Genomic DNA, 24,629 nt, shown 5'->3' with positions numbered 1-24,629 from the left:
CGCCGCTGCGGGGCCCGTACCCGGGAAGCAGCCGCGGGCCGGACTCCCTTGCGAGGCCGGTCGGCGCGAGTCGTCGGCATACCTTGCCATACGCGGTCAGGGAGCCCGCCCCGGGCACCGTGTGGTCCAGTTCACGGCAGAACGGTGACATCACGGTGTCGCGGGCCCGCACGACCGTGGTCGCATGAACACCGCGCACTCCACCGAATCCACCGCGTCCACTGAATCCACCGCACCCACTTCGCCCGCCGAATCCACCGCATACGCCGCACCCGCCGCCCACTCCATCGCCACCACCGGGCTCGACCCCGCCGAGTTGGCCGAGACCCGGGCCGCCAACGACCACCTGGAGCGGCTGCTCGACCGCGAGATCCCGCTGCACGTGCAGGACGACCCTCCGGCAGCCCGGGCCCTGCGTCGGGCGGGCGGTGGCGGGTTCCCGGCTGTCGCGCTGCTTCCGGAGGCCGCCTGGCGTACGGTCACCGCGCCGTCCGGTCACCGCGTGCGGCTGCGGGTCCTCACCCCGCCCGAGGACCGTCAGCCGGGCGGGGTGTTCCTGCACTTCCACGGCGGCGGAGGGGTGATCGGCTCCGCCGACGGGCAGGACGTCCGGCTGCGCGACCTGGCGCACCACGTGGGGGTCGCCGTGGTCAGTGTCGAGTACCGGCTGGCCCCCGAGCACCCCTATCCGGCGGGCGCCGACGACGCCGAGCAGGCCGCCCTGTGGCTGCTGGACCGGGCCGGCGCCGAGTTCGGCACCGAGCGGCTGCTGATCGGCGGGGAGTCGCACGGCGCCCGACTGTCCGTCACCACGCTGCTGCGGTTGCGCGACCGGCACGCGGTCGCGCCGGCCGACAGGTTCCTTGCCGCCCAACTCTCTTTCGGCTCCTACGATTTGGCCTTGGGAACTCCCAGCGCGCGGCGCGCGGGCGACCGCAACCTGCTCATCAACAGGCCGATTCTCACGTGGTTCCGCGAGCAGTTGCTGCCGGGCCTCGGCCCCGCCGAGCGCCTGGATCCGGACATCTCCCCGCTCCATGCCGACCTCGGCGGACTCCCCCTGGCCCGGTTCACCGTCGGCACCGCCGATCCCGTACTCGACGACACCCTGTTCATGGCCGCCCGCTGGCGGGCCGCCGGGAACCCCGTCGAGCTGGAGATCGTCGCGGAGGGGTGGCACGGCTTCACGCTCGCCCCGACCACCGTCGCCCGCCGCGAACTGGCCGCCCAGGAAGCGTTCCTGCGGAGGGCCCTCGCCTAGCTTTACGCCGTTAGCCTTACGCCGTCATGAATCGCACCGAACGCCTCTACGCCCTGGTCGAAGAGCTCCGGGCCGTCGCGCCCCGCCCCCGTACCGTCGGCTGGCTCGCGGCCAGGTTCGAGGTGTCCCGGCGCACCGTCCAGCGCGACCTCCAGGCCCTCTTGGAGAGCGGGGTGCCCGTACGGGCCGAGGCCGGGCGGCGGGGCGGTTGGTTCATCGACCGCAGGACCAGCCTGCCGCCGGTCAACCTCACGGCCGCCGAGGCACTCGCCGTGGCCACCGCGCTCGCCGGCGCCGAGGACACCACCCCGTTCTCGGCCGCCGGCCGGAGCGCGATGCGCAAACTCGCCGCCGCTCTCGGCGAGTCCACCGCCGAGGAGGTCCGCGCGCTCACCGGGCTGATCCACGTACTGCCCTCGCGGACCGCGCCCGGCGCGCTGACCGCCGTCGAACGGGCCGTGGCGGAGGGGAAGGTGCTGTGGATCCGGTACGTCGACGCGGACGGCCAGGAGAGCGAACGCGAGGTCGAGCCGGGCGGACTGCTCGCCGCCGAGGGTTCCTGGTACCTGATCGGCTGGTGCCGCAGCCGCCGCGCCGGACGCGGCTTCCGCCTGGACCGCGTCCGCGCCGCCGAGCTCACCGGAGAACCGAGCCCCGCCCGCGCCATCGCCGAACTCGACCGCGACCTGGCGGCCCGCGTCCGCCGTGCGGAGACGCTCCGCTCACTCCGGGCGTGAGCCCTTCACTCCGGGACTGAGCCTTCTCCCTGTCACTTCGGGACCGGCCCTTCTCTCTTCACTCCGGGACCGGCTCTTCTCCCTCACGCCAGCGCGCCGTGCGCACCCGGCGCCCCGTCCCGCCGCCGTACGAGCAGCAGTCCCGCCCCGTACGCCCGTCCCGGGCCGATGCCCGCCTCCAGGGCGTGGGTGAAGGCCGCGGGGTCGGTGACCGTGAGGGTGCCGCGGATCTCGGCGCGGGCGAGTGCCCTGCCGCGGTGGCAGTCGCCGAGGGTGAGCTTCGGGAGCATACGGACCGTCATGGCCAAGGGGTCGCCGGTGGCGCCGATCCGGCGGACGCCGTCGCGGCCGACGGGGGCGCCGCAGGCGGGCTGGAGGCGCTCGGCGAACCACTCGCGGGCGTACCTCGCGGTGGTGTCCGCGACCCGGAGGCGGGTCGGGCGGCGGCCCTGCGGGGTGTCCTGCCACAGCTCCCGGTCGCGGACCGGGCTGACGACCGTGCGGAAGGAGAGGACGTCGCCCCGGTGCACGCGCATGTCGACGGGCAGCAGGGTGGCCTCCCTGGCCAGCGCCCGACTGGGGAGGGACGTCCAGTCCGGCTGTACGCGGGACTGGACGACGACGCGCACCGTGTTCGTGCGCGGGTCGAGGGCCCAGGCGGTGAGGATGCCCATCTGGGCGCGGGGGTCGGGGCCGTCCGGTTCGGCCCAGCCGTAGAAGCCGGACATGACCGTGCGGTGCATGAGGCGGGGGTCGACAACGGCGCGTTGGGCGAGCGGATGGCGCGCGTCCAGATCCAGCACGCTGTGGCAGGAGATGAACCGGGCCGAGGTGAGCCGAGGCGTGGTGAGCCGAGGCGACGTGAACCGAGGGGAGGTGAACCGAGGGGAGGTGAGCCGAGGCGATCGGACCGGCTGGATCGGGGGCGTGGTCACAGAGGGGGGTCCCATCCGGTGGACTGGCGAGGGCGAGGAGGTGGGCCAAGGAAGTGGGCCGAGGAGGTGAGACCGTACTACAGCAAGGGCATTTCATCTGATGGATACGCATAAATCATCGTCAGTCTGGCTTATGCCATGACGAAAGTTCGGTCGTCACGGCATCAGCCGTGGTAAGGCGGGCCGGAAGGGGGCCGGGACCACGTGCCCCCGTACGGCCGTACGCCTCCCCGTACGGTCGTACACCGCGCGCGGTCCACGAACTGTCGCCACACGATGGTGGACATGGCTGACAAGACGCGGGCGCGGCGCTCGGGGCTGGTCGGGGAACTGGCCGCGGAGTTCGCCGGGACGATGGTGCTCATCCTCTTCGGCTGCGGCGTGGTCGCCCAAGTGGTGGCCGGTGGGGCGCTGACCGACGGCGGGCTGGGCGACCACGACAGCATCGCCTGGGCCTGGGGGCTCGGCGTCACTCTCGGAATCTACGTCGCCGCCCGGCTCAGCGGCGCCCACATCAACCCGGCGGTCACCCTCGCCCTCGCGGCGTTCAAGGGGTTCCCCTGGCGCAAGGTGGCGCCCTACGCCGTGGCGCAGACCGCCGGCGCCTTCGTCGCCGCGCTGCTGGTGCGGTGGAACTACACCGAGGCCCTGGCCGCCGCCGACCCGGGGCACACCATCGCCACTCAGGGGGTCTTCTCCACCCTGCCCGGCAACGGGGTGCTGCCCGTCAGCGAGTGGGGCGCCCTGCGCGACCAGGTGATCGGGACCGCGATCCTCGTGCTGCTGGTCTTCGCCGTCACCGACGTGGCCAACACGGCCCCGACCGCCAACCTCGCCCCGTTCGTCATCGGGCTCATCGTCGTGGCGATCGGCATGGCGTGGGGCGCCGACGCCGGGTACGCCATCAACCCCGCCCGCGACTTCGGGCCCCGGCTGGCCAGCTTCATCACCGGGTACGGCGAGGCCTGGCGAGATCAGGACGGCGATCTGTACTTCTGGGTGCCCATCGTCGGCCCGTTGGTCGGCGGAGTCGTCGGCGCCGCGTTCTACAAGGCCGTCGTCAGTCGGTACCTCCCGGTGCCCCGGCAGCAGGAAGTGGGCGAGACGCCCCGCCTCGACGAATCCTGAGGCCGCAGCCTCGACGAAGCCCGAGGCCCCCGCCTCGACGAAGCCCGAGCACGAGACCCCAGGGAGCGGAGGGAGCAGCGATGCCCGACTTCGTCGGCGCGGTGGACCAGGGCACCACCAGCACCCGGTTCATGATCTTCGACCACGACGGCAGCGAGGTCGCCCGGCACCAGCTCGAACACCGCCAGATCCTGCCCCGCTCCGGCTGGGTCGAGCACGATCCGGTGGAGATCTGGGAGCGCACGAACACGGTGATGCAGAACGCCATGCGCGACTGCGACCTGTCCGCCGCCGACCTGGCGGCGATCGGCATCACCAACCAGCGGGAGACGACCGTCGTCTGGGACCCCAGGACCGGCCGCCCGTACCACAACGCCATCGTCTGGCAGGACACCCGCACCGACCGCATCGCCGCCGCCCTCGAACGCGACGGGTACGGGGACGTCATCCGCCGCAAGACCGGGCTGCCGCCCGCCACCTACTTCTCCGGCGGCAAGATCCAGTGGCTGCTGGAGAACGTGGACGGCCTCCGCGAGGCCGCCGAGCGCGGCCACGCGCTCTTCGGCAACACCGACGCGTGGGTGCTGTGGAACCTCACCGGTGGCCCGGACGGCGGCGTGCACGCCACGGACGTGACGAACGCCAGCCGCACCATGCTGATGGACCTGGAGACCCTGGACTGGGACGACGAACTGCTCGGCCTCTTCGGGATCCCGCACGCGATGCTGCCCGCCATCCACCCGTCCGCCCACCCCGACGCCTTCGGCCAGGCCCGCACCTCCCGGCCGCTGCGCGCCGCCATCCCCATCGCGGGCGTCCTGGGCGACCAGCAGGCGGCGACCGTCGGACAGGTCTGCTTCGCCCCCGGCGAGGCGAAGAACACCTACGGCACCGGGAACTTCCTCGTCCTCAACACCGGCACCGAGCTGGTCCGTTCCCGGTACGGGCTGCTGACGACCGTGGCGTACCAGTTCGACGGCAGTCCCGCCGTCTACGCCCTGGAGGGCTCCATCGCCGTCACCGGCGCCGCCGTGCAGTGGCTCAGGGACCAGCTGAAGATCATCAACGACGCGGCGGAGAGCGAGCGGCTGGCCGGTTCGGTCGAGGACAACGGCGGCATGTACTTCGTGCCCGCCTTCTCCGGGCTGTTCGCCCCGTACTGGCGGTCCGACGCCCGTGGCGCGATCGTGGGCCTGGCCCGCTACAACACCGGCGCCCACCTCGCGCGGGCCACCCTGGAGGCGATCTGCTACCAGAGCCGGGACGTGGTGGAGGCCATGGAGCGGGACTCCGGCGTGCACCTGGACGTCCTGAAGGTGGACGGCGGAGTGACGGCCAACGACCTGTGCATGCAGATCCAGGCCGACGTCCTGGGGGTGCCGGTCAGCCGTCCCGTGGTCCCCGAGACCACCGCGCTGGGCGCCGCCTACGCCGCCGGGCTGGCCACCGGATTCTGGCAGGACACCGATGAACTGCGGTCCCACTGGCAGGAGTCGAAGCGGTGGCAGCCGCAGTGGAGCGAGGAGCGGCGTGCGGAGGGGTACGAGGGGTGGAAGCGGGCCGTGGAGCGGAGCCTGGACTGGGTGAAGGTCACCTGACCGGCGGCGGCCGCGCTTCCGACACCGGTCCGGCCGCCCGCGGGTCAGCCGCTCGTGCCCTCGGTGAACCCCGGCGGGTCCTGCGGCGCGCCGTCGCCCGTCGCCGGCAGGTCGCCGCGCTCGGTGCCGCCCTGCCCGCCGCCGTTCCGCACCGGGGGCAGGACCTCGGCCAGCTCGTCGTCGTCGGCCTGATGCGCCTGCTCGACGGCCTTGCGGAGGGTGTCGCGGGTGACGTCGTCCTGGTCGGCGGAGAGGCTGATGACCCGCCCGCCGTCCTCGCGCACGTACTCATGGGTCCCCCCTTCCGCGCTGTACCAGCTCTCGCCGTCCCGCTCGCCGGTGGGCGCGCCCCTGCGCTCGTCCACCCGCAGCTCGATCCGCCCGCTGCCGGAGTCGACGTAGAAGCTGCCGAAGCCGTGGTCGCCGATGACGCCGACGGACTGGGGCGCGACCTTGTAGCCGGGGATGTCGGTGACGTACACCATGTCCAGCTCGGTGCCCAGCGCCCTCGCGCGGGCCTCCAGTTCCGCGCGGTCGAACCCGTCGGCGGCCGCGGCGCTCGTCTCCGTCCCACAGGCGGTCAGCGCCAGGGGCAGCAGGAGCAGTGGCAGAAGCTTGCCTATGTGTCTCATGCGCCCATCTTGTCTGCCATTGCGGGCGGAAGGGGCCGGTCCGGGCAGGTGTCCGGACCGGCCCCTCTCCGTCACCGCGCCGGTTTCGCCTCCGCGTAGAAGTCGCGCGGCCTGCCGCGGTAGTCCTTGAGCTTGCCGAGCATGCCGGTCGGGTACTCCACCACCCAGTAGCTCAAGCCCGCCACGGGCAGCGCCACCAGCAGCACGATCAGCGTGGCCAGCGGATAGCCCGCCTGGCTCGCCGGGAGCAGTCCGGCCCTGTCGAGTTCGAGCATGACCGGCTCGTGCCAGATGAACAGGCTGTAGCTGACCAGCCCGACGCCGGTGAGCCAGCGGGAGGTCAGCATCCCGCGCCTGCGCTCCGGTCGGCGTACGTGGACCGTGCTGAACAGCAGGACCGCCCACAGCAGGGACGCGGCCGGGTGGAAGAACGTCGACGCGGCGTTCTCCGGGTCGGTGGTCAGCAGCGACAGGCCGTACGCGCCCGCGACGGCCGTCAGCCGCAGCGTCCAGGCCGCACCCGTGCCCACCCGGGCCCGGTCCTTCAGGGCGGTCACCAGGACGGCCAGGCCCATGCCCGCCGCGAACCCGCCGAACCGGGCCTGCGGGCCGAAGTACACGGGCCAGTCGGTGTGCGGCACCTCGAACCCGTAGCGCGCGACGGCGATCCACACCAGCGGCCCGACGTACAGCAGCAGGCAGCCCGCGGCGCACACGGCCACCCGGGCGGCGCGCCGCTCCAGCCGCCGGCAGGCGCGTACCGCCAGCGGTCCGAGCACCACGAGCGCGAAGTAGAACATGATCTCCAGGGACAGCGACCAGGTCGGGCCGATGGTGTAGAAGATCTGCTCCCGGTCCCAGACGTGGGTGAACGTCAGGTGCTCGAACAGGTCCGACCAGTTTCCGGGAAGGGTCGGATTGCGGATCGACCAGACGACCATGACGGCCAGGAAGTACAGCGGCACGATGCGGACGACCCGCCGGTACAGGAACGAGCGGGCGGGCCGGGTCGTTCCCCCGTCGATGGCCGCGCGCGCGTAGGACAGGGCCAGCAGGTAGGCGGACAGCACGAAGAACAGGTCGATGACCTCAAGGGAGATCAGCGAGCCGAGGAAGTGGTTGTCCACCGGTGGGTGGGCACCGTCCGCGTCGTACCGGAAGTACTGCTGCCATACGTGGAAGAGGACCGTACTCAGCGCGGCGAGCCCGCGGTAGCCCTCGATCTCCCGGGCCCGGCTGCGGGCGGGAGCGCCCTCCGGCGGCAGGCCCTTGCCCTGCGCGGTGGTGGCCTCGGTGGCCGTCGCCGTGGTCCTGGCGGTGGCAGTGGTGGTGGTGCTCACGCGCCGTCCCCCGCCTTCGCCGCGCGCGGGGTGACCCGCCACTGCCGCTCCCCCAGCGCCTCCTTGAGGCAGGCGTGCCGCGCCAGCATGTTCTTGAAGTGGCTGTAGAAGAACGTCGACACCAGCAGGTACCGCCAGAACCAGCCGCGCTTCCTGCGCAGTTCGGGTACGGCCAGCCGCCGGGCGAACGCGGCCTGCACCACCCCGGCGGACAGCGTGACCAGCGTGGCCAGCAGGCACACGGGCACCGCCCAGTCCATGTTCTGCGGCCCGCCCTCCTTCCACACCGAGTACAGCAGGATCGGCAGCATCTGGAGCGTCAGCCACGGTTGCGCCTCGCGCCAGCCGAGCAGGACGAACATCCCCAGCTTCTGGCGCGCGGTGAACACCGGCGAACGCAGGGCCCGCCACAGGTGCTTGAGGGAGACCTGGAGCCATCCCTGCGCCCAGCGGGACCGCTGGTTCCACAGCTGCTTGACGGTGGTGGGGGCCAGTTCGCGGGAGATGAGCGTGCGGTCGACGGTGAACCGGGCGCCCTCGGCCAGCGCGCGCATGGTGGAGTCGATGTCCTCGGTGAGCATCGATCCGTGCATCCGGGTGCGGGCGAGCAGATCGGTGCGCCAGAAGCCGTTCGAGCCGCCGAAGACCCCGAATCCGTACAGCCGGGTGCGGCCCGGGTGGCTCACCGCGTAGATCGACTCGAACTCCACCGCGACCATCCTGGCCACCCAGGAGCTGTCGCCGTTGCGGACCACGCAGTGGCCCTGGACGACGTCGTAGCCGTTGGAGAGCCAGTGCCAGGCGTGCTGGAAGGACTTGGGGGCCGGGTGGTGGTCGGCGTCGAAGATGCCGACCATCTCGCCGCGTATTCGGGTCACGGCGGCGTTGACGTTCTGGGCCTTGGAGGTGCTGCCGGACACCGGGAGCAGGACCAGGCGCGGGTCGCGGCGCGCCATCGCGCGCAGGGTGTCCTCCACCGGCAGCGGGTGCGGCGTGTTGTAGGCGAGCACGATCTCCAGCTCGCCGGGGTACTCCAGGCGCAGGAACGACTCGACGGTGTCGACGATGGTCGCGGCCTCGTTCGGCAGGTACGCGGCGATGACGGCGCTGGCCGGCGGGTACGGCTGCGCGGGCCCGTCGGGGCGTCGCGGGGGCCCGTCGGGGCGCTGGGTGGCGTCGAGCGCGTACAGGCACTCCAGCACGATGAGCACCGCGGAGACCAGGAGGCCGGCGACCACCACCCAGTACATGGCGGAGCCGAGGTCCCAGCCCATCGCGTACGTCTGCGTGTAGAGCAGGAACGGCAGGGCAACCCCGGCCAGCAGGACCAGGACCGGGGAGAGCGCGTTCAGCACGGTCCGGACGGCCACCCCGAAGGCGTGCGGGCGGCGGTGCGTCCCGCGCATCCACGCCTCGTACCTGACCGGGCGCAGATCCCGGTGGCTGACGGCCTCGGCCACCGCGTCGGCCGCGTAGCGGACGGCCTGGGCCTGGTCCGCGCAGCCGGCCAGCGGGGTCCAGCCGATGGCCGGGGTCAGCCGCACGTTCTCGTCGGCGACGATGAAGCGGGTCCCGGCGACGGCGGCGGCGAACCGCTCCAGGCCGCGCTGCGCCGCCTCCTCCTCGATCCCGGGCATCAGCACGAGCAGCCGGCCCTCGTCGTCCCAGCCGAGCCGGTCGCAGGAGCTGCCGAGCTTCTCGGCGACCGCGGCCAGCCGCTCGGCGACCTCCCGGCGCACGCGGGGTCCGAGCCGGGTTTCCAGGGCGCCCATCTCGGCGACGGCGACCAGGGCCATCACGCCGCCGCGGCGGCCCGCGGCGGGGCGGCCCAGCTCCCGGTCGAGCTCGTCCCGGAAGTGGGGCTCGGAGTACAGGCCGGTGCGGGGGTCGAGGAGCAGGTTCTCCACCGGGACCGGTACGCGGCGCAGCTTGGCCTCGATGCGGGCGGACAGCTCGACGGGGTCGGAGGTGTCCGGAATGCAGTCGTCCGCCCCGTGCCGCAGGATGTCGGCGACGTCGGCGGGTCCGGGTGCGGCGCTGACCACGAGGAGCGGCAGGGCCTGGCCCGCGGGGTCGGTGCGGACCTCGCGGATGACATCGCCCCTGACGTGGTCGTCGTCCAGGGCGACGATGGCGTCGGGGGGCGCCTGCTGGAGCTGGCGGGTCACCTGGCTGGGCACGGCGTGCCGTACCTCGTGGCCGGTGGACAGCAGCGTCGTGGTCAGCCGGTCGAGCCGGGGGCCCGGCATGCCGACGGTGAGGACCCGGCCGCGCGGGGCGGACGAGGGGCGGGACGGGGGCCGGGGATGGTCACCGGCCCGGTGTGGGGTGGGGTCCCGGGAGTGACGTGGGGTGGGGTCCCGGGGGTGGGCGTCGGGTGCGAAGTGAGCACCTGGGTTTCCTTCCTTGCATGGCGGCAGGCCGTGCACGGGGGCGTCTGCAGGGACACGCCGTGGGGGGCGCGCGGCCGCGTGCGCTGTGCGTACGCGGTGCGGATACGTGCTGCGCGTACGAAGAGCGCACGCCCGAGCGGCGGGTTGCGCGCGGCGTGTGAACTCCCTGTTAACGGCTCACCAGTTGGGCGCGGCGCCGCCCGGCGGGGCGCACCGGGTCGGTGTGCTGCCCGCGGGAGGCACGCCTGGTCGGTGCGGTGCCTCTGGGAGACGCGCGGTGCGCGGAACACGCCGTGGCCTCATGGCGCGTGGGAACCGGCCGGGCCGGTGCGGCCCGCCTCCGTACCGCCGCGGTACGCGCGCGTGGGGGCGCCCGGACGCGGCGGATCGCTTCCGGAGGGCGGCTGCCGCGGCGGGGCGGCCCGTGCCGTGGTCGTCACGTCGGACCCGGTGCGGGGCACCGGGTCCGGGCGGACCTAGCGGGGTGAGCCGGTTCTTCGCCGGGGCGCGCGAGGAGCCGCGGCCGGCACGGCGGTGGCAGACGGTGTGGGGAGCGCGAGGGCACGCTCCGGCAGATTCCGCATCTTTGTGGTCCCATCCTGGTCGGATCGTGGGGGGAGGACCGAAGGTCACGATCACGCTGACCAGCCCGCGTCACTGGAGGCAGTCGGCGCCATCAGACTCAGTTATCACTGTGAACACCACACCTACCACGACGTAACGCGTTGGTTAAGCCCTCTCGGGAGGCATGAGACGAACAACTCCCGCTAAGAACTTGCCTATTCAACGACCACGCGGGCGTCACGCGGGGAGCGCGGCGGCGGCGTCGGAGTCGAGCAGCGGGGCCAGCAGGTCCCCGTGCCGTGCGAGGCGGGCCGGGATGTCCTCGATACGGAAGGCGAGTTGGCCCGGGCGGTCGCAGCCCTCGATCTCGGCCCATGTCACGGGCGTGGAGACGGCGGGCTCGGGGCGTGCGCGCGGCGTGTAGGGGGCGGCGGTCGTCTTGGCGGCGGCGTTCTGGCTGAAGTCGACGAAGACCTTGCCGGGCCGCAGCGACCGCGTCATGCGGTGCAGGGCGAGGCTGGGCAGCGCCCGCTCCGCCTCCAGGGCGATCCGCTTGGCGTAGGCGGTGGCGGCGGCGGATCCGGTCGGCCGGAGCGGGGCGAGGAGGTGGATGCCCTTGGAGCCGCTGGTCTTGGGCAGGGCGCGCAGGCCGTCCTCCGCCAGCCGTTGGCGCAGCCATACGGCGACGGCGCAGCACTCGACCACGGTGGCGGGCTCGCCGGGGTCGAGGTCGAAGACGAGCCGGTCGGCCACGCCGTAGCCGTCGGCGGCGCGCCACATCGGCGCGTGGAGCTCCACCACGAGGTTGGCGGCCCACATCAGGGTCGCCAGGTCCTCGATCAGCACCTGGCGGGCCGTCTCGCCCTCGTGGCGCGGGACCTCGGCGGTCTTCACCCAGGCGGGCGTACCGGGCGGCGGGTTCTTGGTGAAGAACTTCTCGCCGTCGGGGCCGTCCGGGTAGCGCAGGAACGCCAGGGGGCGGCCGCGCAGGTGCGGGAGCAGCACGGCGCCGGTCGACGCCAGGTAGTGCAGCAGTTCGCCCTTGGTGGTGCCGGTGGCCGGATGGATGATCTTGTCCAGATTCCGCAGGGCGATACGCCGCCCCTCCACCTCCGCGATCGGCGACATAGGATAAGAATCCCATGAAAGGGATCAATGATGCGAGCCATATGGAATGGGGCTATTTCGTTTGGCCTGGTCAGCATCCCGATCAAGATGTACCCGGCCACGGAGGACCACTCCGTCTCCTTCCGCCAGATCCACACCGCCGACGGCGGCCGGATCCGCTACCGGAAGGTGTGCGAACTGGAGGACGAGCCGGTCGACACCCAGGACATCGGCAGGGCCTACGAGGACGCCGACGGCAGCCTGATCCCGATCTCCGACGAGGACCTGGCGGCGCTGCCGCTGCCGACCACGCACACCCTGGAGATCGAGGCGTTCGTCCCCGCGAGCGAGATCGACCCGCTCCAGATGGGTGACGCCTACTACCTGGGCGTACACGGCGCCACGGGTGCCAAGCCGTACGTCCTGCTGCGCGAGGCGCTCAAGCGCAGCGACAAGGTGGCCATCGCCAAGTACGTCCACCGGGGCCGGGAGCGGCTGGGCATGCTGCGCGTCTTCGGGGACACGATCACCATGCACCGCCTGGTCTGGCCGGACGAGGTGCGCGACGCGACCGGCCTGGCGCCGAAGGAGAAGGTGACGGTCAAGAAGGCGGAACTCGACCTGGCCGATACCCTGATGGCGACGCTCGGCAAGGTGGAGCTGGACGACCTGCACGACGAGTACCACGAGGCCCTGGAGGAACTGGTCGCGGCCAAGGTGTCCGGGGCGGCCCCGTCGGTGGAGTTCGGTGAGCCGCGCGAGACGGGCCAGGTCGTGGACCTCATGGCGGCGCTGAAGGACAGCGTGCGGACGGCCAGGAAGGCGCGCGGCGAAGCGGCCGAGGAGGGCGCGGAAGGCGAGGAGAAGGCCGAGGCGACGGTCACCACGCTGCACGCCCGCAAGACGGCGAAGAAGACCCCGGCCAAGCGCGCGGCGTCGGCCGGGGGCGGCCGCGGGGGCGGCGGGGCGGGCGAGAAGAAGACGGCGTCCGGCGCGAAGAAGACCGCGACCAAGAAGACCGCGGCCAAGACGACGGCGGCGAAGAAGGAACCCGCCAAGCGGAAGCCCAGGACGGCGTCCTGACCTAGGCGCTCCCCGCGCGCGGCCGGGTGCGCGCCTGGAACGTACGCCGATAGGCGACCGGCGAGACCCCCAGGACGGAACGCATGTGCTGGCGGAGCGAGTTGGCCGTGCCGAAGCCCGCGCGATGAGCCACCAGATCGACGGGGAGGTCACTCGTCTCCAGGAGCTGGCGGGCCAGTTCGATGCGCTGGGCCGTGAGCCAGCGGCCCGGGGTCTCGCCGACCTCGTCGCGGAAGCGGCGGGTGAACGTGCGCAGGCTCATCCGGGCGTGGTCCGCCAGTTCACCGAGCGTCAGCGGCTCCTGGAGCCGTTCCAGGGCCCACGCGCGCGTCGCGGCCGTGGTCGCCGACGTCGGCTCGGGCACCGGCCGTTCGATGAACTGCGCCTGCCCGCCGTCCCGCCACGGCGGTACGACACAGCGGCGGGCCACGTGATTGGCGACGGCGGCGCCGTGGTCGCGGCGTATGAGGTGCAGGCAGAGGTCGACGCCCGCGGCGGCCCCGGCGGCGGTCAGGACGTCGCCGTCGTCCACGAAGAGCACGTCCTCGTCCACCGTGACGCGTGGATAGGCGCGCCGGAAGTCCTGGGCGACCTGCCAGTGCGTGGTCGCCGGGCGGCCGTCGAGCAGCCCCGCGGCGGCGAGGACGTAACTGCCCGTGCAGATCGAGACCAGGCGGGTCCCGGGGCGGACCCGCGCCAGCGCGGCCGCGGTCGGCGGGGGCAGCGGATCGCCCTGCCCGAAGGGGCCGAGCCGGCTGGTGGGCGGAACGACGACGGTGTCCGCCGCCGCCAGCGCCTCCGGCCCGTGCTCGACCGCCACCGAGAACCCGGCATCGCTGCGCACCGGCGAGCCGTCCGGGGTGCAGACGACCACCTCGTACAGCGGCCGCCCCTCGGCGTCCTCCGCGTTGCCCAGAACCCGTGACGGAATGCTCAGTTCGAAGGGGTAGACGCCCTCCTGGGCGAGGACCGCCACGCGATGCCTGCGCCAGCCGCTGTCCTTGACCATCATGGCCAGATCCTGTCGCATCATGACCAAACTGCCAACACGGTGATCGATCGTTCCGCCGCACGCTGGTGTCCCGCTCACCAGAGAGGACACGTCCATGAGCGAGACGATGCGCGCTGTCAGCCCCCGCGCCTGGGGCGCCCCCGAGGTCCTGGCTCCGATCGAGGTGGACCGCCCCGAGCCGGGCCTGACGGAGATCCTCGTCCGGGTCCGTGCCGCGGGCGTGAACCCGGTCGACTGGAAAGTCCGTGCCAACGGGCCCATCGGGCCCGTCGGCGCACCCCCGATCCTCGGCTACGACGTCTCCGGCACCGTCGAGGCCGTCGGCCCCGGCGTGACCCTCTTCGCACCCGGCGACGAGGTCTTCGGCATGCCGCGCTTCCCGGAACAGGCGGGCGGCTACGCCGAGTTCGTCACCGCCCCCGCCCGGCGCTTCGTCCGCAAGCCGGTCGGCGTCGACCACGTCCAGGCCGCCGCGCTGCCGCTGGCCGCGCTCACCGCCTGGCAGTCCCTGGTCGACACAGCCGGGCTGCGGGCCGGGCAGCGGGTGCTGATCCACGCGGCCGCGGGCGGCGTCGGCCACCTCGCCGTGCAGATCGCCAAGGCACGGGGCGCCTATGTCATCGGGACGGCCCGCGCCGAGAAGCACGACTTCCTGCGGGGGCTCGGCGCCGACGAGGTCGTCGACTACACGCGGGTGGACTTCACCGAGACGGTGCGGGACGTGGACGTCGTCCTGGACGCGTTCGGCGGCGACTACGGAACGCGCTCCCTCGGCGTGCTGCGCCGCGGCGGCCACCTGGTGACGCTGCCCTCACCGGACGACCTCCCGGCCGCGGCAGAGGCCGAGGCGGCCGGGGTGCACTCCGGCTGGACCGTGGTCGAGCCGGACTCGGCGGGGCTGCGGGCGATCGCCCAGCTGGTGGCGGAGGGGAAGCTGCGCGCCGAGGTCGACACGGTGCTGCCGCTGGACGAGGCCGCCAAGGCCCACGCGTACGGAGAGCTGGGCCGGACCCGGGGCAAGATCGTCCTCACTGTCGGCTGAGGCGCACGGCCGCATGGCCGGCCCGTTGCCCCCCTGCGGCCCCCGGAGGGGCCTGAGGGCATCCCCCGAGGAGAAGGGCCGACCAGAAGGGCCGGCCGCCGTCAGGCGAAGAGCCGCGGGGCGTGCTCCGCGCACCACTCGGCGAACGTGCGGGCCGGGCGGCCGGTGATCCGCTCGGTCTCCGCGGAGATCTCGGCGGGGCGGCCGACCGTCCCCGCGAACATCCGCAGCAGCGAGTCCGCGATCTCCGCCGTCATATGGCCGCCGTCCGTCATCCGCTCGCGCGCCGCCTCCGGCGGGATCTCCGCGTACCGCAGCGGACGGCCGATCGCCTCGCCGATCACCCGCACCTGCTCGGCGAAGGTCAGCGACTGCGGCCCGCTCAGCACCGGCGCGCAGCCGACGAGCTCGTCGGAGAGCAGGGCCCGGGCGGCGACCGCGGCGATGTCCGCCTCGTGCACCGGGGCCTGCGCGGCCTCGGCGTACGGGCCGTGGATCACGTCCCCCGCCCGTATCTGCGCGGCCCACTGACCCGCGTTGGACGCGAACGCCCCGGGCCTGACGTGGGTCCACTCCAGCCCGGACTCCTCGATGGCGCGTTCCAGCTCCCGGTGGTGGGTGCCGATGGGGTTGCCGGGCCCGGCGTCGAGGACGGCGGACGAGGAGAGGGTGACCACGCGGCGCACCCCGTGCCAGGCGGCCTGGCGCAGGAAGGCCCCGGGGCCCTCCGCCCAGATCACCGCCGGGTTGAGGAAGACAGCCTGGACGTCGCACATGGGCAGGTCGCCGGTGCGCGCCACCTGCACCCCGGCGGGCACCTGGGCCGACTCCGGGTCCCGGCTGAGGGCGCACACCTTCGCACCCGCCCCGGCGAGCTCGCGCACCACGTACCGGCCGACCTTCCCGGTGGCTCCGGTCACCACGATCATGTCGTTTCTCCCCGCTTTTCTGCGCTCGCCCGAACTGGGCGCGCATACCCCGTCTCACCGATGGCCCCCGCCACCGGCGCACCACCAGGTTCAACCAAACGGATGAACTTGTCAAACACACAGATGGGTGACGTCGTCAGGCGGTCGGCTGACGACACCGCTAACCTGAACCCGTGACCGCAACGCCCCAGACGCCGCCGCCCGCCTCGAAGCGGCCCCGTCGTACGCCCGCACCCGAGGAACGCAAGATCGACGCCGAGCGCTCCCGGCGGCTGCTGCTGGAGGCGGCCAAGGACGAGTTCTCGGCCAAGGGGTTCGCGGGCGCCCGCGTCCAGGACATCGCCGATCGCGCCGGGCTCAACAAGCAGCTGATCAACTACTACTTCGGCGGCAAGGAGGGGCTGTACGAGGAGATCGGCCGCCAGTGGCTGGCGGAGGAGGCGACCTTCAACGACCCGGCCCTCCCCCTGGAGGACGTGGTGGCGGCCTACCTCCGGCACTCCTTGGCCGACCCCCGCGGCCTCCGCCTGTCCGTCTGGGACGCGCTCACCGGCGGCACGGCGCAGGAGGGGGCCCCGGAGGACCCGTCGGACGTGTCCGACGTCTCGGATGTGCGGCGGCGGCAGGCGGCGGGCGAGCTGGCCGACGACCTCGACCCGGCCGCCATGCTGCTGCTGTTCATGGGCGCCGTCGCGGCCCCGATCGTGATGCCGCACGTGGTCCGCCGGGCCTTCGGGGTGGAGCCGGACTCACCGGAGTTCCACGAGCGCTACGCGGAGCAGCTCCGGCGCGTCATCCGCCACCTGGCCTGACACCGCAGCCGAACGGCAATCGCCCCTGGTCGCGGAGCGGTACTCGCTCAGCGACCAGGGGCTGCACACCGCGTCCGCGCCACAGCGGGCGGTCATCGACTGCTACGCGCCGGCCCGGTTCCCCCGTCGTGCGCGGTTCGGAGCCGTCGAGGCCGAGATCACGTGGTTCCGCACTTCCAGGGGCCGAATCCACCCATCTCACCGTTGACCGATATGCCGGCGGAGACGCAGATCTTCTTGCCCTCGGGGAAGTTGAAGCGGTTCTCGACCTTCGTCGACCCCTTCCCACCGTTATTCGTGATCAGGTGGTCATAATCCGTCTGCCCGGCCAACGGAGCCACATCCACCTTCAGCTCCGCAGCCCAGCCATCGCCACACGTGTCCTTGATGTACAGCGTGTCGCCATTGGCCTTGAACCAGCCCTCAGAGGAGAAGCTGCAGCCTTGATGGGCTATACCGCGCGAATACCCGGTGTTGGTCCCGGCAGAAGCCGGCGAGCCCGCCAAGGCCACGCATGCAACCGCGGCCGCACCCGCTCCAAGGACCTTGCTCACACGAGACATGGTCATACCTATTCCCCCTTGATCGATTTACGTGCGAGCCAGAGCGCTCAGGGCCGAGATCACGTCGTTCCGCACTTCCAGGGGCCGAATCCGCCCATCTCGCGCCCCTTCGCCGAACCAACGGAGATGCAGATCTTCTTGCCCTCGGGGAAGTTGAAGCCGTTCTCGACCTTCGTCGACCCCTTCCCGCCGGAGTTCCTGATCAGGTGGTCGTAATTCCACTCCTCCGATTTCATCGGAGCCACATCCACCTTCAGCATCGCGTCATCGCCTTCGGCGCACGTGTCCTTGATGTACAGCGTGTCGCCGTCTGCCACGAACCAGCCCTCAGAGTTGAAGCTGCAGCCGTGGTGGCCCATAGAGCGCGCATGCGCGGTGTTAGTGCCGGCGGAAGCCGGCGAGCCCGCCAGGGCCACGCATGCGACAGCGGCCGCACCCGCCCCGAGGACCTTGCTCACACGAGAAATGGTCATGCCTTTCCCCCTTCAAACGATTGGTCGAGGAAAGCTTATGATCATTTAGCGTCAGAAGTGATCTTGAGGGGCGACTGTGACACGGCTGTGACGCGAAGTGACGGTACGGATTCCGGTCATGGCCCGGCGTCCGGTGCCGTGCCGCTCGTAGAATGCCCGGATGTCCTCCCCCGACCTGGCCGACGGTCCCGAGACGAGCGAAGCCCTGCGGACGCTGCGCCGAGTCTTCGGCTACGACGCGTTCCGCGGAGATCAGCAGGAGATCATCACGCATGTGGCGGGCGGCGGTGACGCGCTCGTGCTCATGCCGACCGGCGGCGGCAAGTCGCTGTGCTACCAGATCCCCGCCCTGATACGGAAGGGCACCGGCGTCGTCATCTCACCGCTCATCGCCCTCATGCAGGACCAGGTCGACGCGCTCAAGGCGCTCGGCGTGCGGGCCGGATTCCTCAACTCGACGCAGGATCTGGACGAGCGGCGGCTGGTCGAGGCGGAGTTCCTCGCGGGGGAGCTGGACCTGCTCTACCTGGCGCCCGAGCGGCTGCGGGTGGAGTCCACGCCGGCGCTGCTGGACCGGGGCACCATAGCGCTGTTCGCGATCGACGAGGCGCACTGCGTGGCGCAGTGGGGCCACGACTTCCGCCCCGACTACCTCGCCCTGTCCGCGCTGCACGAACGCTGGCCGACCGTGCCCCGTATCGCGCTGACCGCCACCGCCACCGAGGCCACCCACGCGGAGATCGCCTCCCGGCTCAAGCTCCAGGACGCCCGCCACTTCGTGGCCAGCTTCGACCGGCCGAACATCCAGTACCGCATCGCGCCGAAGAACGAGCCCAAGCGGCAGCTTCTGGAGCTGCTGCGCACCGAGCACCCCGGCGACGCGGGCATCGTCTACTGCCTCTCGCGCGCCTCGGTCGAGAAGACCGCCGCGTTCCTCGTGGACAGCGGCATCGCCGCGCTGCCGTACCACGCCGGGCTGGACGCGGCCACGCGCGCCACGCACCAGGCGCGCTTCCTGCGCGAGGACGGTCTGGTGATGGTCGCCACGATCGCGTTCGGCATGGGCATCGACAAGCCGGACGTGCGCTTCGTGGCCCACCTCGACCTGCCCAAGTCCGTCGAGGGCTACTACCAGGAGACGGGCCGCGCCGGGCGCGACGGGCTGCCGTCCACGGCCTGGCTCGCCTACGGGCTCCAGGACGTCGTCCAGCAGCGCAAGATGATCGACGGCTCCGACGGCGACGACGCCCACCGCCGCCGCCTGTCCGCCCACCTCGACGCGATGCTCGCCCTCTGCGAGACCGTCGAATGCCGCCGTGTGCAGCTCCTGGGCTACTTCGGGCAGGCCAGCGAGGCCTGCGGCAACTGCGACACGTGCCTGACCCCGCCCGCCTCCTGGGACGGCACCGTTCCCGCGCAGAAGCTGCTGTCGACCGTGGTACGGCTCAAGCGGGAGCGGAACCAGAAGTTCGGCGCGGGCCAGATCACCGACATCCTGCTCGGCAAGAAGACCGCCAAGGTCATCCAGTTCGACCACGACGCGCTGAGCGTCTTCGGCATCGGCGCCGAGCTGCGCGAGGCCGAGTGGCGCGGCGTGGTGCGGCAGCTGCTCGCCCAGGGCCTGCTGGCCGTCGAGGGCGACTACGGCACGCTGGTGCTGACCGACGCGAGCGGGGACGTCCTGCGCGGGCAGCGCACGGTGATGCTGCGCCGCGAACCGGAGCGGACGGCCCGCGCCGCGAAGGCGGAGAAGGCGGCCAAGAGCCGCCGGGCCGCGCCGGCCGACCTGCCGGAGGAGGCCGTGCCGGTCTTCGAGCGGCTGCGCGCCTGGCGGGCGGCGACCGCGAAGGAGCAGGGCGTGCCCGCGTACGTGATCTTCCACGACGCGACCCTCCGCGGGATCGCGACGCTGGCGCCGGGCACCGGTTCGCTGACGTTGGCCGACCTGGGCACGGTGACCGGCGTCGGCGAGAACAAGCTGGCGAAGTACGGCCAGCAGATCCTGGACGTCCTGGCGGACGGGGCCGTGCCCGCGGCCGCGGCCCCGGAGGCGGACGGCTTCCCGGACGACGCCCCACCGGAGGAGGAACCGCCCCCGCCCCCGAGGACGACCTGGACTGTTGACATCCTCCCTGGCCTAAAGGCCAGAGGTTCCCGCCTGCTCCCACCGTGCGAAGGAGGTGGGGAGCTTCGGGTGGGTTCCCGCTTCGCTGCGCTGCGCCGGGATCGAAGATCCCGGTCTTACCTGCGCTCCACGGGCAGACACGGCCAGTCCGGCCGCCTTGGCGACGTTGACCGCCGCGTTGATGTCCCGGTCCAGGACGGCCCCGCAGGCTCCGCACGTCCAGACGCGCACGTGCAGGGGCTTGGGGCCGTCCTGCACGCCGCACACCGAGCACACCTGACTGGTGGGCTCGAACCGGCCGATGCGCACGAAGGTGCGTCCATACCGTGCGGCCTTGTACTCCAGCATGGCCACGAACGCCGACCATCCGGCGTCGTGCACGGACTTGGCCAGGCGCGTGCGGGCGAGTCCCTTCACCGCCAGGTCCTCCACGGCAACCGCTTGGTTCTCGCGGATCAGCTTCGTGGAGAGCTGGTGGTGGAACTCGCGCCGCGCGTCGGCCACTCGCGCATGCCCGCGGGCGACCCGATGCCGGGCCTTATCGCGGTTCTTGCTGCCCTTCTCCTTGCGGGACAGGGCGCGCTGCGCCTTCTTGAGCTGCTTCTCCGCCCGGCGCAAACAGCGCGGAGAGTTGATCTTCGTCCCGTCCGACAGGACCGCGAAGTGCCCGAGACCCAGGTCGATGCCCACCTCGTGAGCCGCCTGCGGCAGGACTTCCTCCGGGCCGGTCTCCACGACGAAGGAGGCGAAGTACCGCCCTGCGCTGTCCTTGATCACCGTCACCGTGGACGGTGTCGAGGGCAGGGTACGTGACCACTTCACCCGCACGTCGCCGATCTTCGGCAGGGACAGCTTGCCGCCCGGCGTGATCTTCCATCGGGCGTTCGCGGTGAACCGTACCGCCTGGCGGGTGTCCTTCCGTGACTTGTACCGGGGTGCGCCCATGCGGGGACGCTTGCCCTTCAGGCCGTCGAAGAAGTTCCGGTACGCCGTATCCAGATCCCTGAGGGACTGCTGAAGGACGACGGCGGACACCTCGCCGAGCCAGGCCCGTTGCGGGGTGTTCTTCGCGTCGGTGATGAGCTGCTTGGACAGGTCCCCGGTCTTCGGGAACGGCAGCCTCTGCTCGCGGGCGGCCTCCCGCGCCCTCAGGGCGTCGTTGTAGACCACCCGCGCACACCCGAACGCCCGTGCCAGCTCAGCGCGCTGAGGCCCATTCGGGTACATGCGGAAGCCGTACCGAAGCTGCACGCCGATCACCTTAATGGCCGGTTTTGACAGTCGAGTTGGAGTTGCGCGACATCTTCGATAACGGCTGACCGGGATGGCGGTCCGCCGGGCCCGGTATCGGCACCCGCAGGAAGAACGGGACGGTGGCGGCCACCGCGACCGCGAAGACCAGGAACGCCGGTCGCGGGCCGAGCCACTCGGCCAGGACGCCGATCGCTCCCGCCCCGACCGGCATGGCGCCCCAGCTGAAGAGGCGGCTGACCGCGTTGGTGCGGCCGAGCATGTGGTCGGGAACCAGCTGCTGGCTGAGGGTGCGGGCGTTGACCGACCACAGGGTGCCGCCCATCCCGCCAGCGAACGTGGCCAAGGCGACGGCCCACAAGTCGGTGGTGAGGGCGGGCAGAGCCATCATCGCCAGGGTGCCGATCAGATCGGCGAACATCACCCGGCGGCGCCCCAGGCACCGGTTGAGCCGGGTGACGACGACGGCGCCCATGAGGCCGCCGAGGCCGAGCGCGCTCAGGACGGTGCCGTACTCACGCGCCGTCAGCCCCATGGTCGTGGTGGCGTACAGCGGCATCAGCGCCAGCCACCCGCCCCAGCAGGCGCACAGGACCGTGAGGATGAACGACATCGTACGCAGCAGCCGCTGCCGCCATACGAAACGCAGCCCCGCGGCGATGTCCCGGTGGACCGACCGGCCATCGCCGTCGCCACCCCCGCTCTCAGCCCAGCCCTGTTCGGGAGCCCGCCCCTGTTCGGGCTGCCGTCGCACCGCCCGGAACCGGCCCACCAGCAGCAGAAGCAGCAGTGAGGACGCGAGGTAGGACGCCCACGTCATACCGAGGGCGAAGCCCGCCCCTGCCGCGAGCAGCAGTCCGCCCACGAACGGTCCGCAGAACTCGTTGCAGACCGTCTCCGCCCCGGCGATCCACGCGTTGGCACGCTCCCGTCCGGCGGGCGGAACCAGGGAAGGGATCGCGGCGCCGGCCGCGGTGAGAGCGACGACCTCCGCGACGCCGAGGAGCGCGCCACCCACACAAAGGAACGGTATGGACAGCCGATCCCCCGTGGCGGCCCAGAACAACGCGCCCACCGCGAGCAGCCGCGTCGCGTCGGCGGCCCACAGCAGCCGACGGCGGTCGCACCGGTCGACCAGGACGCCGACATGCAGGGCGACCAGCAGCCAGGGCAGCGACAAGGTGAGCGATACCGCCGCCACCAGGGTCGGCGACCCGGTCTCCCGGGCCGCCAGCAGCGGCAGGGCGATCTTGGTGACGCCGTCCGCGAGGTTGGTGATCGCGGTGAACGCCAGCAGGACCACGGTGTTGCGCCTGCCGCGCCGCTCCTCGGCGGCCGGGCCCGGCTCGACGGCACCCGTCTCCGCGCCGCCTCCCGGCGCGGAGAGCACGGCCTGTCCGACCATCAACCCTCCCCCTCCCTAACCGCCTATCACGTTAGCCGGTTGATGGATACGAGTCTGGCACAGGACGAGGCTCGCGCGCCACCACCAAAACCGTTAGCCGGTTAGAGCGGTAGGGTGGGAGGCCAGGGAGGTGACAGATGCTCCAGGCCCCGGCCTCGGCCCAACTCATCGAGGCGTTCGCCAACACCCTCGACGTGGACGCGGGCACCGACGCCCTCGCCTCGCCTGCCGGGCTCGCCACCTGGCTGCTCGACCAAGGGCTGTTCGACCGGGCCCGCCGCGTGACCGCCGAGGACCACGCCCTCGCGCTGCGGTTGCGCGCCGGACTCCGCGAGGTGCTGGGGACGCATGTCGGTGACCTGCCCGATCCGGCGCTGGTCGCGGCGGCCGACGAAGCGCTGGGCATGCTGCCGGTCCTGGTCACCGTGGTCGGCGGTGCCGACACCCCGGGCCCCGGGCTGCCGCCGGTCCGGCGGGCGCTGGCCGCGGTGGCGCTCGCCTGGGCGCGGCTGATCGCCACCGGAGAGGCCGCCCGGCTCAAGCGGTGCGCCGAGCACACCTGCGCGGAGGTGTTCTGGGACGTGTCCAAGAACCGCAGCCGCCGGTGGTGCTCGATGTCCGTGTGCGGCAACCGCGCCAAGGCCCGCACGCACGCGCTGCGACAGGCGGCCGCCGCCGAGCGGTCACGCCAGGGCAGGTCCTGACGGGGTCCTGACCCCTGGTCCCCGCCGGCGGCGCCGGTCCTGACGGAGGGCGGCCCCGGTCACCGCCGCCAACACCCGCCCCGACCGAGGTCGGCCCCGGTCACCGCCGCCGGTCCCGGTGCCGAAGGAGGCGCCCGGTCCTCGGCGGCCGGTCCGGCCGCGTCAGCCGCCCTTCATCACCGGCCGCAGCCGCCGGGACAGTTCCGTCGCGACCGTCTCCTGGTCCGTGCCGTCCGTCAGCAGGCCGTGCACCTCCGTCTGGACCAGCTCGGTGAACGCCGCGTAGTACGGCGTCACCGGGCGCGGGCGCGCCGTCTCCAGCGCCCGGCGCAGCGGGGCCGCGTACGGCGGGAGCCCGTCCTTCCAGCGCTCGGGTCCGGCCCCCTGCTCCTCCCCGCCTCCGCCGCCCGGCTCCCTCGGCAGCGCGCACGCGGCCGTGCTCGACGGGTCGTACGACGACTTGAGGACCGGCGCGAAGCCGTACTCCAGCAGGCAGCGCTGCTGCTCGGGCCGGGTCAGATAGTCCAGCAGCTCCCGTGCGGCGGGCGACTGCTCGCTGTTCGCGGTGATGGCGAGGTTCTGGCCGCCGAGCACCGAGACGCCGGCCTTGCCGTCGCCGCGGCCCGGCAGCGGCGCCACCCCGAAACGGCCCTGGACCTTCGAGCCCGGCGCGTCGAGCAGGTTGTACACGTACGGCCAGTTGCGCATGAAGGGGACCTTGCCGTCGCGGAACGCGACCATGCTGTCGTGCTCGTCGGCGGTGCGCGCCAGCCCCTTGGGCATGATCTGCTCGTACTGGCGGTACAGGTCGGCCAGGCCGTTCTGCACCTCGGCGCTGGCGGCCGTCACCTCTCCCGCGCCGTTCACCAGCTCGCCGCCGCGCGCCCACACCGCCTCCTGGGCGTTGACGGTCAGGCCCTCGTAGGGCCCGAGCTGGGTGATGTAGCCGTGTCCGAAGCGCTTCCTGGCGCGGTCCGGGGTCGTCGCGTTGATCACGTCCAGCTCCAGCGCGCCCCAGGTGCTCGGCGGGCGCCAGTTCCGGTCCTTCCAGACGTCGGTGCGGTAATAGAGCAGGCCGGCGTCGGTGTTGAACGGGACGGCCCACGTCTTCCCGTCGTAGCGGGCGGTCTCGGCGACCCGCGGCCACATGTCGTCCGGCAGCCCGCCCGCCAGCGGGCGGATGAGACCGCCCGCCGCGAACTCCGCCGTCCACGCCACGTCGATGTTGACGACGTCGTAGTCGGCGCTGCCCGACTGGAGGGCGGCGACGAGCTGGCTGCGCACCCCGTCGGCGGCGACCGGCAGCTTCACGATCTCCACCGTGTAGTCGTCGCGGCTCTTGTCCCATGCCTCGATCAGCCGCTCGCGCACCGGGCCGACGGACACGTCCGAGGCGGTCGCCACCCGCAGGACGTGGCGGGTGGCGGCCGTTCCCGCGGTGCCCTCGGGCGGCGGCACGGCCCCGTCGTCCTCCGCGCCGCCCGAGGTGCAGGCGGCGCAGAGCAGGAGCAGCGCCCCCGCGGCGCTCCTCACCG

Annotated in this window: 20 protein-coding genes and 1 pseudogene; 9 read left to right on the top strand and 12 right to left on the bottom strand. The window is 72.4% G+C overall.

Features of this window, described 5'->3' with window-relative positions:
* The first annotated feature begins 184 nt into the window (after positions 1 to 184).
* Both Q3Y56_RS21570 and Q3Y56_RS21565 read left to right on the top strand, forming a co-directional pair.
* A complete protein-coding gene (locus Q3Y56_RS21570; protein WP_304463501.1) occupies positions 185 to 1,261 on the top strand; it encodes an alpha/beta hydrolase in 1,077 nt (358 codons plus the stop codon).
* A gap of 26 nt (positions 1,262 to 1,287) precedes the next feature.
* Complete coding sequence (locus Q3Y56_RS21565) at positions 1,288 to 1,998, top strand: YafY family protein (RefSeq protein ID WP_304463500.1); 711 nt, start codon at positions 1,288 to 1,290, stop codon at positions 1,996 to 1,998.
* A gap of 83 nt (positions 1,999 to 2,081) precedes the next feature.
* On the opposite strand, the gene Q3Y56_RS21560 is transcribed toward Q3Y56_RS21565, so the two are convergent.
* Positions 2,082 to 2,801, bottom strand: coding sequence for a type I-E CRISPR-associated protein Cas6/Cse3/CasE (locus tag Q3Y56_RS21560; RefSeq protein WP_304463499.1), 720 nt, complete (start codon positions 2,799 to 2,801; stop codon positions 2,082 to 2,084).
* 417 nt (positions 2,802 to 3,218) lie between these two features.
* On the opposite strand from Q3Y56_RS21560, the gene Q3Y56_RS21555 reads away from it, so the two are divergent.
* Together Q3Y56_RS21555 and glpK are read left to right on the top strand one after the other, a co-directional pair.
* Entirely contained in the window at positions 3,219 to 4,061 is an 843-nt protein-coding gene (locus Q3Y56_RS21555; RefSeq protein WP_304463498.1) for an MIP/aquaporin family protein, read from the top strand.
* An 80-nt stretch (positions 4,062 to 4,141) separates the two neighbouring features.
* The gene (gene glpK / locus Q3Y56_RS21550) at positions 4,142 to 5,659 is read left to right on the top strand and encodes a glycerol kinase GlpK (RefSeq protein WP_304463497.1); all 1,518 of its coding nucleotides are present in this window, start codon (positions 4,142 to 4,144) and stop codon (positions 5,657 to 5,659) included.
* A 44-nt stretch (positions 5,660 to 5,703) separates the two neighbouring features.
* On the opposite strand, the gene Q3Y56_RS21545 is transcribed toward glpK, so the two are convergent.
* The 4 genes from Q3Y56_RS21545 to ligD form a co-directional block, all read right to left on the bottom strand.
* Positions 5,704 to 6,291 (bottom strand): hypothetical protein, encoded by a 588-nt coding sequence (locus Q3Y56_RS21545; RefSeq protein ID WP_304463496.1) that lies wholly within the window; start codon positions 6,289 to 6,291, stop codon positions 5,704 to 5,706.
* Positions 6,292 to 6,362: 71 nt separating this feature from the next.
* Positions 6,363 to 7,631, bottom strand: coding sequence for an acyltransferase (locus Q3Y56_RS21540; RefSeq protein ID WP_304463495.1), 1,269 nt, complete (start codon positions 7,629 to 7,631; stop codon positions 6,363 to 6,365).
* Entirely contained in the window at positions 7,628 to 9,880 is a 2,253-nt protein-coding gene (locus Q3Y56_RS21535) for a glycosyltransferase (RefSeq protein ID WP_304463494.1), read from the bottom strand. Before Q3Y56_RS21535 ends, Q3Y56_RS21540 begins: the two co-directional genes overlap by 4 nt.
* A 945-nt stretch (positions 9,881 to 10,825) precedes the next feature.
* Positions 10,826 to 11,716 carry a non-homologous end-joining DNA ligase gene (ligD, locus tag Q3Y56_RS21530; RefSeq protein WP_304463493.1) on the bottom strand — a complete coding sequence of 297 codons (891 nt, stop codon included), beginning with the start codon at positions 11,714 to 11,716 and terminating at the stop codon, positions 10,826 to 10,828.
* Positions 11,717 to 11,746: 30 nt separating this feature from the next.
* Here ligD and Q3Y56_RS21525 point away from each other — a divergent pair, with 30 nt between their 5' ends.
* Positions 11,747 to 12,778, top strand: coding sequence for a Ku protein (locus tag Q3Y56_RS21525; protein ID WP_304463492.1), 1,032 nt, complete (start codon positions 11,747 to 11,749; stop codon positions 12,776 to 12,778).
* Between the two features lies 1 nt (position 12,779).
* On the opposite strand, the gene Q3Y56_RS21520 is transcribed toward Q3Y56_RS21525, so the two are convergent.
* Complete coding sequence (locus Q3Y56_RS21520) at positions 12,780 to 13,811, bottom strand: GlxA family transcriptional regulator (RefSeq protein WP_304463491.1); 1,032 nt, start codon at positions 13,809 to 13,811, stop codon at positions 12,780 to 12,782.
* 73 nt (positions 13,812 to 13,884) lie between these two features.
* Here Q3Y56_RS21520 and Q3Y56_RS21515 point away from each other — a divergent pair, with 73 nt between their 5' ends.
* The gene (locus Q3Y56_RS21515) at positions 13,885 to 14,832 is read left to right on the top strand and encodes an NADP-dependent oxidoreductase (RefSeq protein ID WP_304463490.1); all 948 of its coding nucleotides are present in this window, start codon (positions 13,885 to 13,887) and stop codon (positions 14,830 to 14,832) included.
* A gap of 101 nt (positions 14,833 to 14,933) precedes the next feature.
* On the opposite strand, the gene Q3Y56_RS21510 is transcribed toward Q3Y56_RS21515, so the two are convergent.
* A complete protein-coding gene (locus tag Q3Y56_RS21510) occupies positions 14,934 to 15,761 on the bottom strand; it encodes an NAD(P)H-binding protein (RefSeq protein ID WP_304463489.1) in 828 nt (275 codons plus the stop codon).
* Positions 15,762 to 15,934: 173 nt separating this feature from the next.
* Between Q3Y56_RS21510 and Q3Y56_RS21505 the strand changes: the two genes are divergently transcribed.
* Positions 15,935 to 16,573, top strand: a complete 639-nt coding sequence (locus tag Q3Y56_RS21505) for a TetR/AcrR family transcriptional regulator (protein ID WP_304463488.1) — start codon at positions 15,935 to 15,937, stop codon at positions 16,571 to 16,573.
* Between the two features lie 158 nt (positions 16,574 to 16,731).
* Here Q3Y56_RS21505 and Q3Y56_RS21500 read toward each other — a convergent pair whose 3' ends face one another.
* Positions 16,732 to 17,127: a hypothetical protein gene (locus Q3Y56_RS21500; RefSeq protein WP_304463487.1), complete on the bottom strand. Its 396-nt coding sequence runs from the start codon at positions 17,125 to 17,127 to the stop codon at positions 16,732 to 16,734.
* Positions 17,128 to 17,195: 68 nt separating this feature from the next.
* Complete coding sequence (locus tag Q3Y56_RS21495; protein WP_304463486.1) at positions 17,196 to 17,594, bottom strand: hypothetical protein; 399 nt, start codon at positions 17,592 to 17,594, stop codon at positions 17,196 to 17,198.
* Positions 17,595 to 17,769: 175 nt separating this feature from the next.
* Here Q3Y56_RS21495 and recQ point away from each other — a divergent pair.
* Positions 17,770 to 19,626: pseudogene (gene recQ / locus Q3Y56_RS21490) on the top strand (DNA helicase RecQ); the annotation flags it as partial.
* 120 nt (positions 19,627 to 19,746) lie between these two features.
* On the opposite strand, the gene Q3Y56_RS21485 reads toward recQ, so the two are convergent.
* Both Q3Y56_RS21485 and Q3Y56_RS21480 read right to left on the bottom strand, forming a co-directional pair.
* On the bottom strand, positions 19,747 to 20,985 hold the full coding sequence (locus Q3Y56_RS21485) for an RNA-guided endonuclease TnpB family protein (RefSeq protein WP_304465720.1): 1,239 nt from the start codon (positions 20,983 to 20,985) through the stop codon (positions 19,747 to 19,749).
* 10 nt (positions 20,986 to 20,995) lie between these two features.
* Positions 20,996 to 22,390 carry an MFS transporter gene (locus Q3Y56_RS21480; protein ID WP_304463485.1) on the bottom strand — a complete coding sequence of 465 codons (1,395 nt, stop codon included), beginning with the start codon at positions 22,388 to 22,390 and terminating at the stop codon, positions 20,996 to 20,998.
* A 137-nt stretch (positions 22,391 to 22,527) separates the two neighbouring features.
* Here Q3Y56_RS21480 and Q3Y56_RS21475 point away from each other — a divergent pair, with 137 nt between their 5' ends.
* Positions 22,528 to 23,094, top strand: coding sequence for a CGNR zinc finger domain-containing protein (locus tag Q3Y56_RS21475; protein WP_304463484.1), 567 nt, complete (start codon positions 22,528 to 22,530; stop codon positions 23,092 to 23,094).
* A 162-nt stretch (positions 23,095 to 23,256) separates the two neighbouring features.
* Here Q3Y56_RS21475 and Q3Y56_RS21470 read toward each other — a convergent pair whose 3' ends face one another.
* Positions 23,257 to 24,627, bottom strand: a complete 1,371-nt coding sequence (locus tag Q3Y56_RS21470) for an extracellular solute-binding protein (RefSeq protein ID WP_304463483.1) — start codon at positions 24,625 to 24,627, stop codon at positions 23,257 to 23,259.
* Between the last annotated feature and the right edge of the window lie 2 nt (positions 24,628 to 24,629).

This window comes from Streptomyces sp. XD-27 (assembly GCF_030553055.1).
Lineage (GTDB): Bacteria > Actinomycetota > Actinomycetes > Streptomycetales > Streptomycetaceae > Streptomyces.
This window is presented reverse-complemented; position numbering and strand designations above follow the sequence as displayed.

What these genes read in the sequence shown, in the direction of transcription:
- Q3Y56_RS21570 (WP_304463501.1), top strand. Translation starts at nt 185, where the DNA reads ATGAACACCGCGCACTCCACCGAATCCACCGCGTCCACTGAATCCACC.
- Q3Y56_RS21565 (WP_304463500.1), top strand. Translation starts at nt 1,288, where the DNA reads ATGAATCGCACCGAACGCCTCTACGCCCTGGTCGAAGAGCTCCGGGCC.
- Q3Y56_RS21555 (WP_304463498.1), top strand. Translation starts at nt 3,219, where the DNA reads ATGGCTGACAAGACGCGGGCGCGGCGCTCGGGGCTGGTCGGGGAACTG.
- glpK (WP_304463497.1), top strand. Translation starts at nt 4,142, where the DNA reads ATGCCCGACTTCGTCGGCGCGGTGGACCAGGGCACCACCAGCACCCGG.
- Q3Y56_RS21545 (WP_304463496.1), bottom strand. Translation starts at nt 6,291, where the DNA reads ATGAGACACATAGGCAAGCTTCTGCCACTGCTCCTGCTGCCCCTGGCG.
- Q3Y56_RS21535 (WP_304463494.1), bottom strand. Translation starts at nt 9,880, where the DNA reads ATGCCGGGCCCCCGGCTCGACCGGCTGACCACGACGCTGCTGTCCACC.
- ligD (WP_304463493.1), bottom strand. Translation starts at nt 11,716, where the DNA reads ATGTCGCCGATCGCGGAGGTGGAGGGGCGGCGTATCGCCCTGCGGAAT.
- Q3Y56_RS21525 (WP_304463492.1), top strand. Translation starts at nt 11,747, where the DNA reads ATGCGAGCCATATGGAATGGGGCTATTTCGTTTGGCCTGGTCAGCATC.
- Q3Y56_RS21520 (WP_304463491.1), bottom strand. Translation starts at nt 13,811, where the DNA reads ATGATGCGACAGGATCTGGCCATGATGGTCAAGGACAGCGGCTGGCGC.
- Q3Y56_RS21515 (WP_304463490.1), top strand. Translation starts at nt 13,885, where the DNA reads ATGAGCGAGACGATGCGCGCTGTCAGCCCCCGCGCCTGGGGCGCCCCC.
- Q3Y56_RS21510 (WP_304463489.1), bottom strand. Translation starts at nt 15,761, where the DNA reads ATGATCGTGGTGACCGGAGCCACCGGGAAGGTCGGCCGGTACGTGGTG.
- Q3Y56_RS21480 (WP_304463485.1), bottom strand. Translation starts at nt 22,390, where the DNA reads ATGGTCGGACAGGCCGTGCTCTCCGCGCCGGGAGGCGGCGCGGAGACG.
- Q3Y56_RS21475 (WP_304463484.1), top strand. Translation starts at nt 22,528, where the DNA reads ATGCTCCAGGCCCCGGCCTCGGCCCAACTCATCGAGGCGTTCGCCAAC.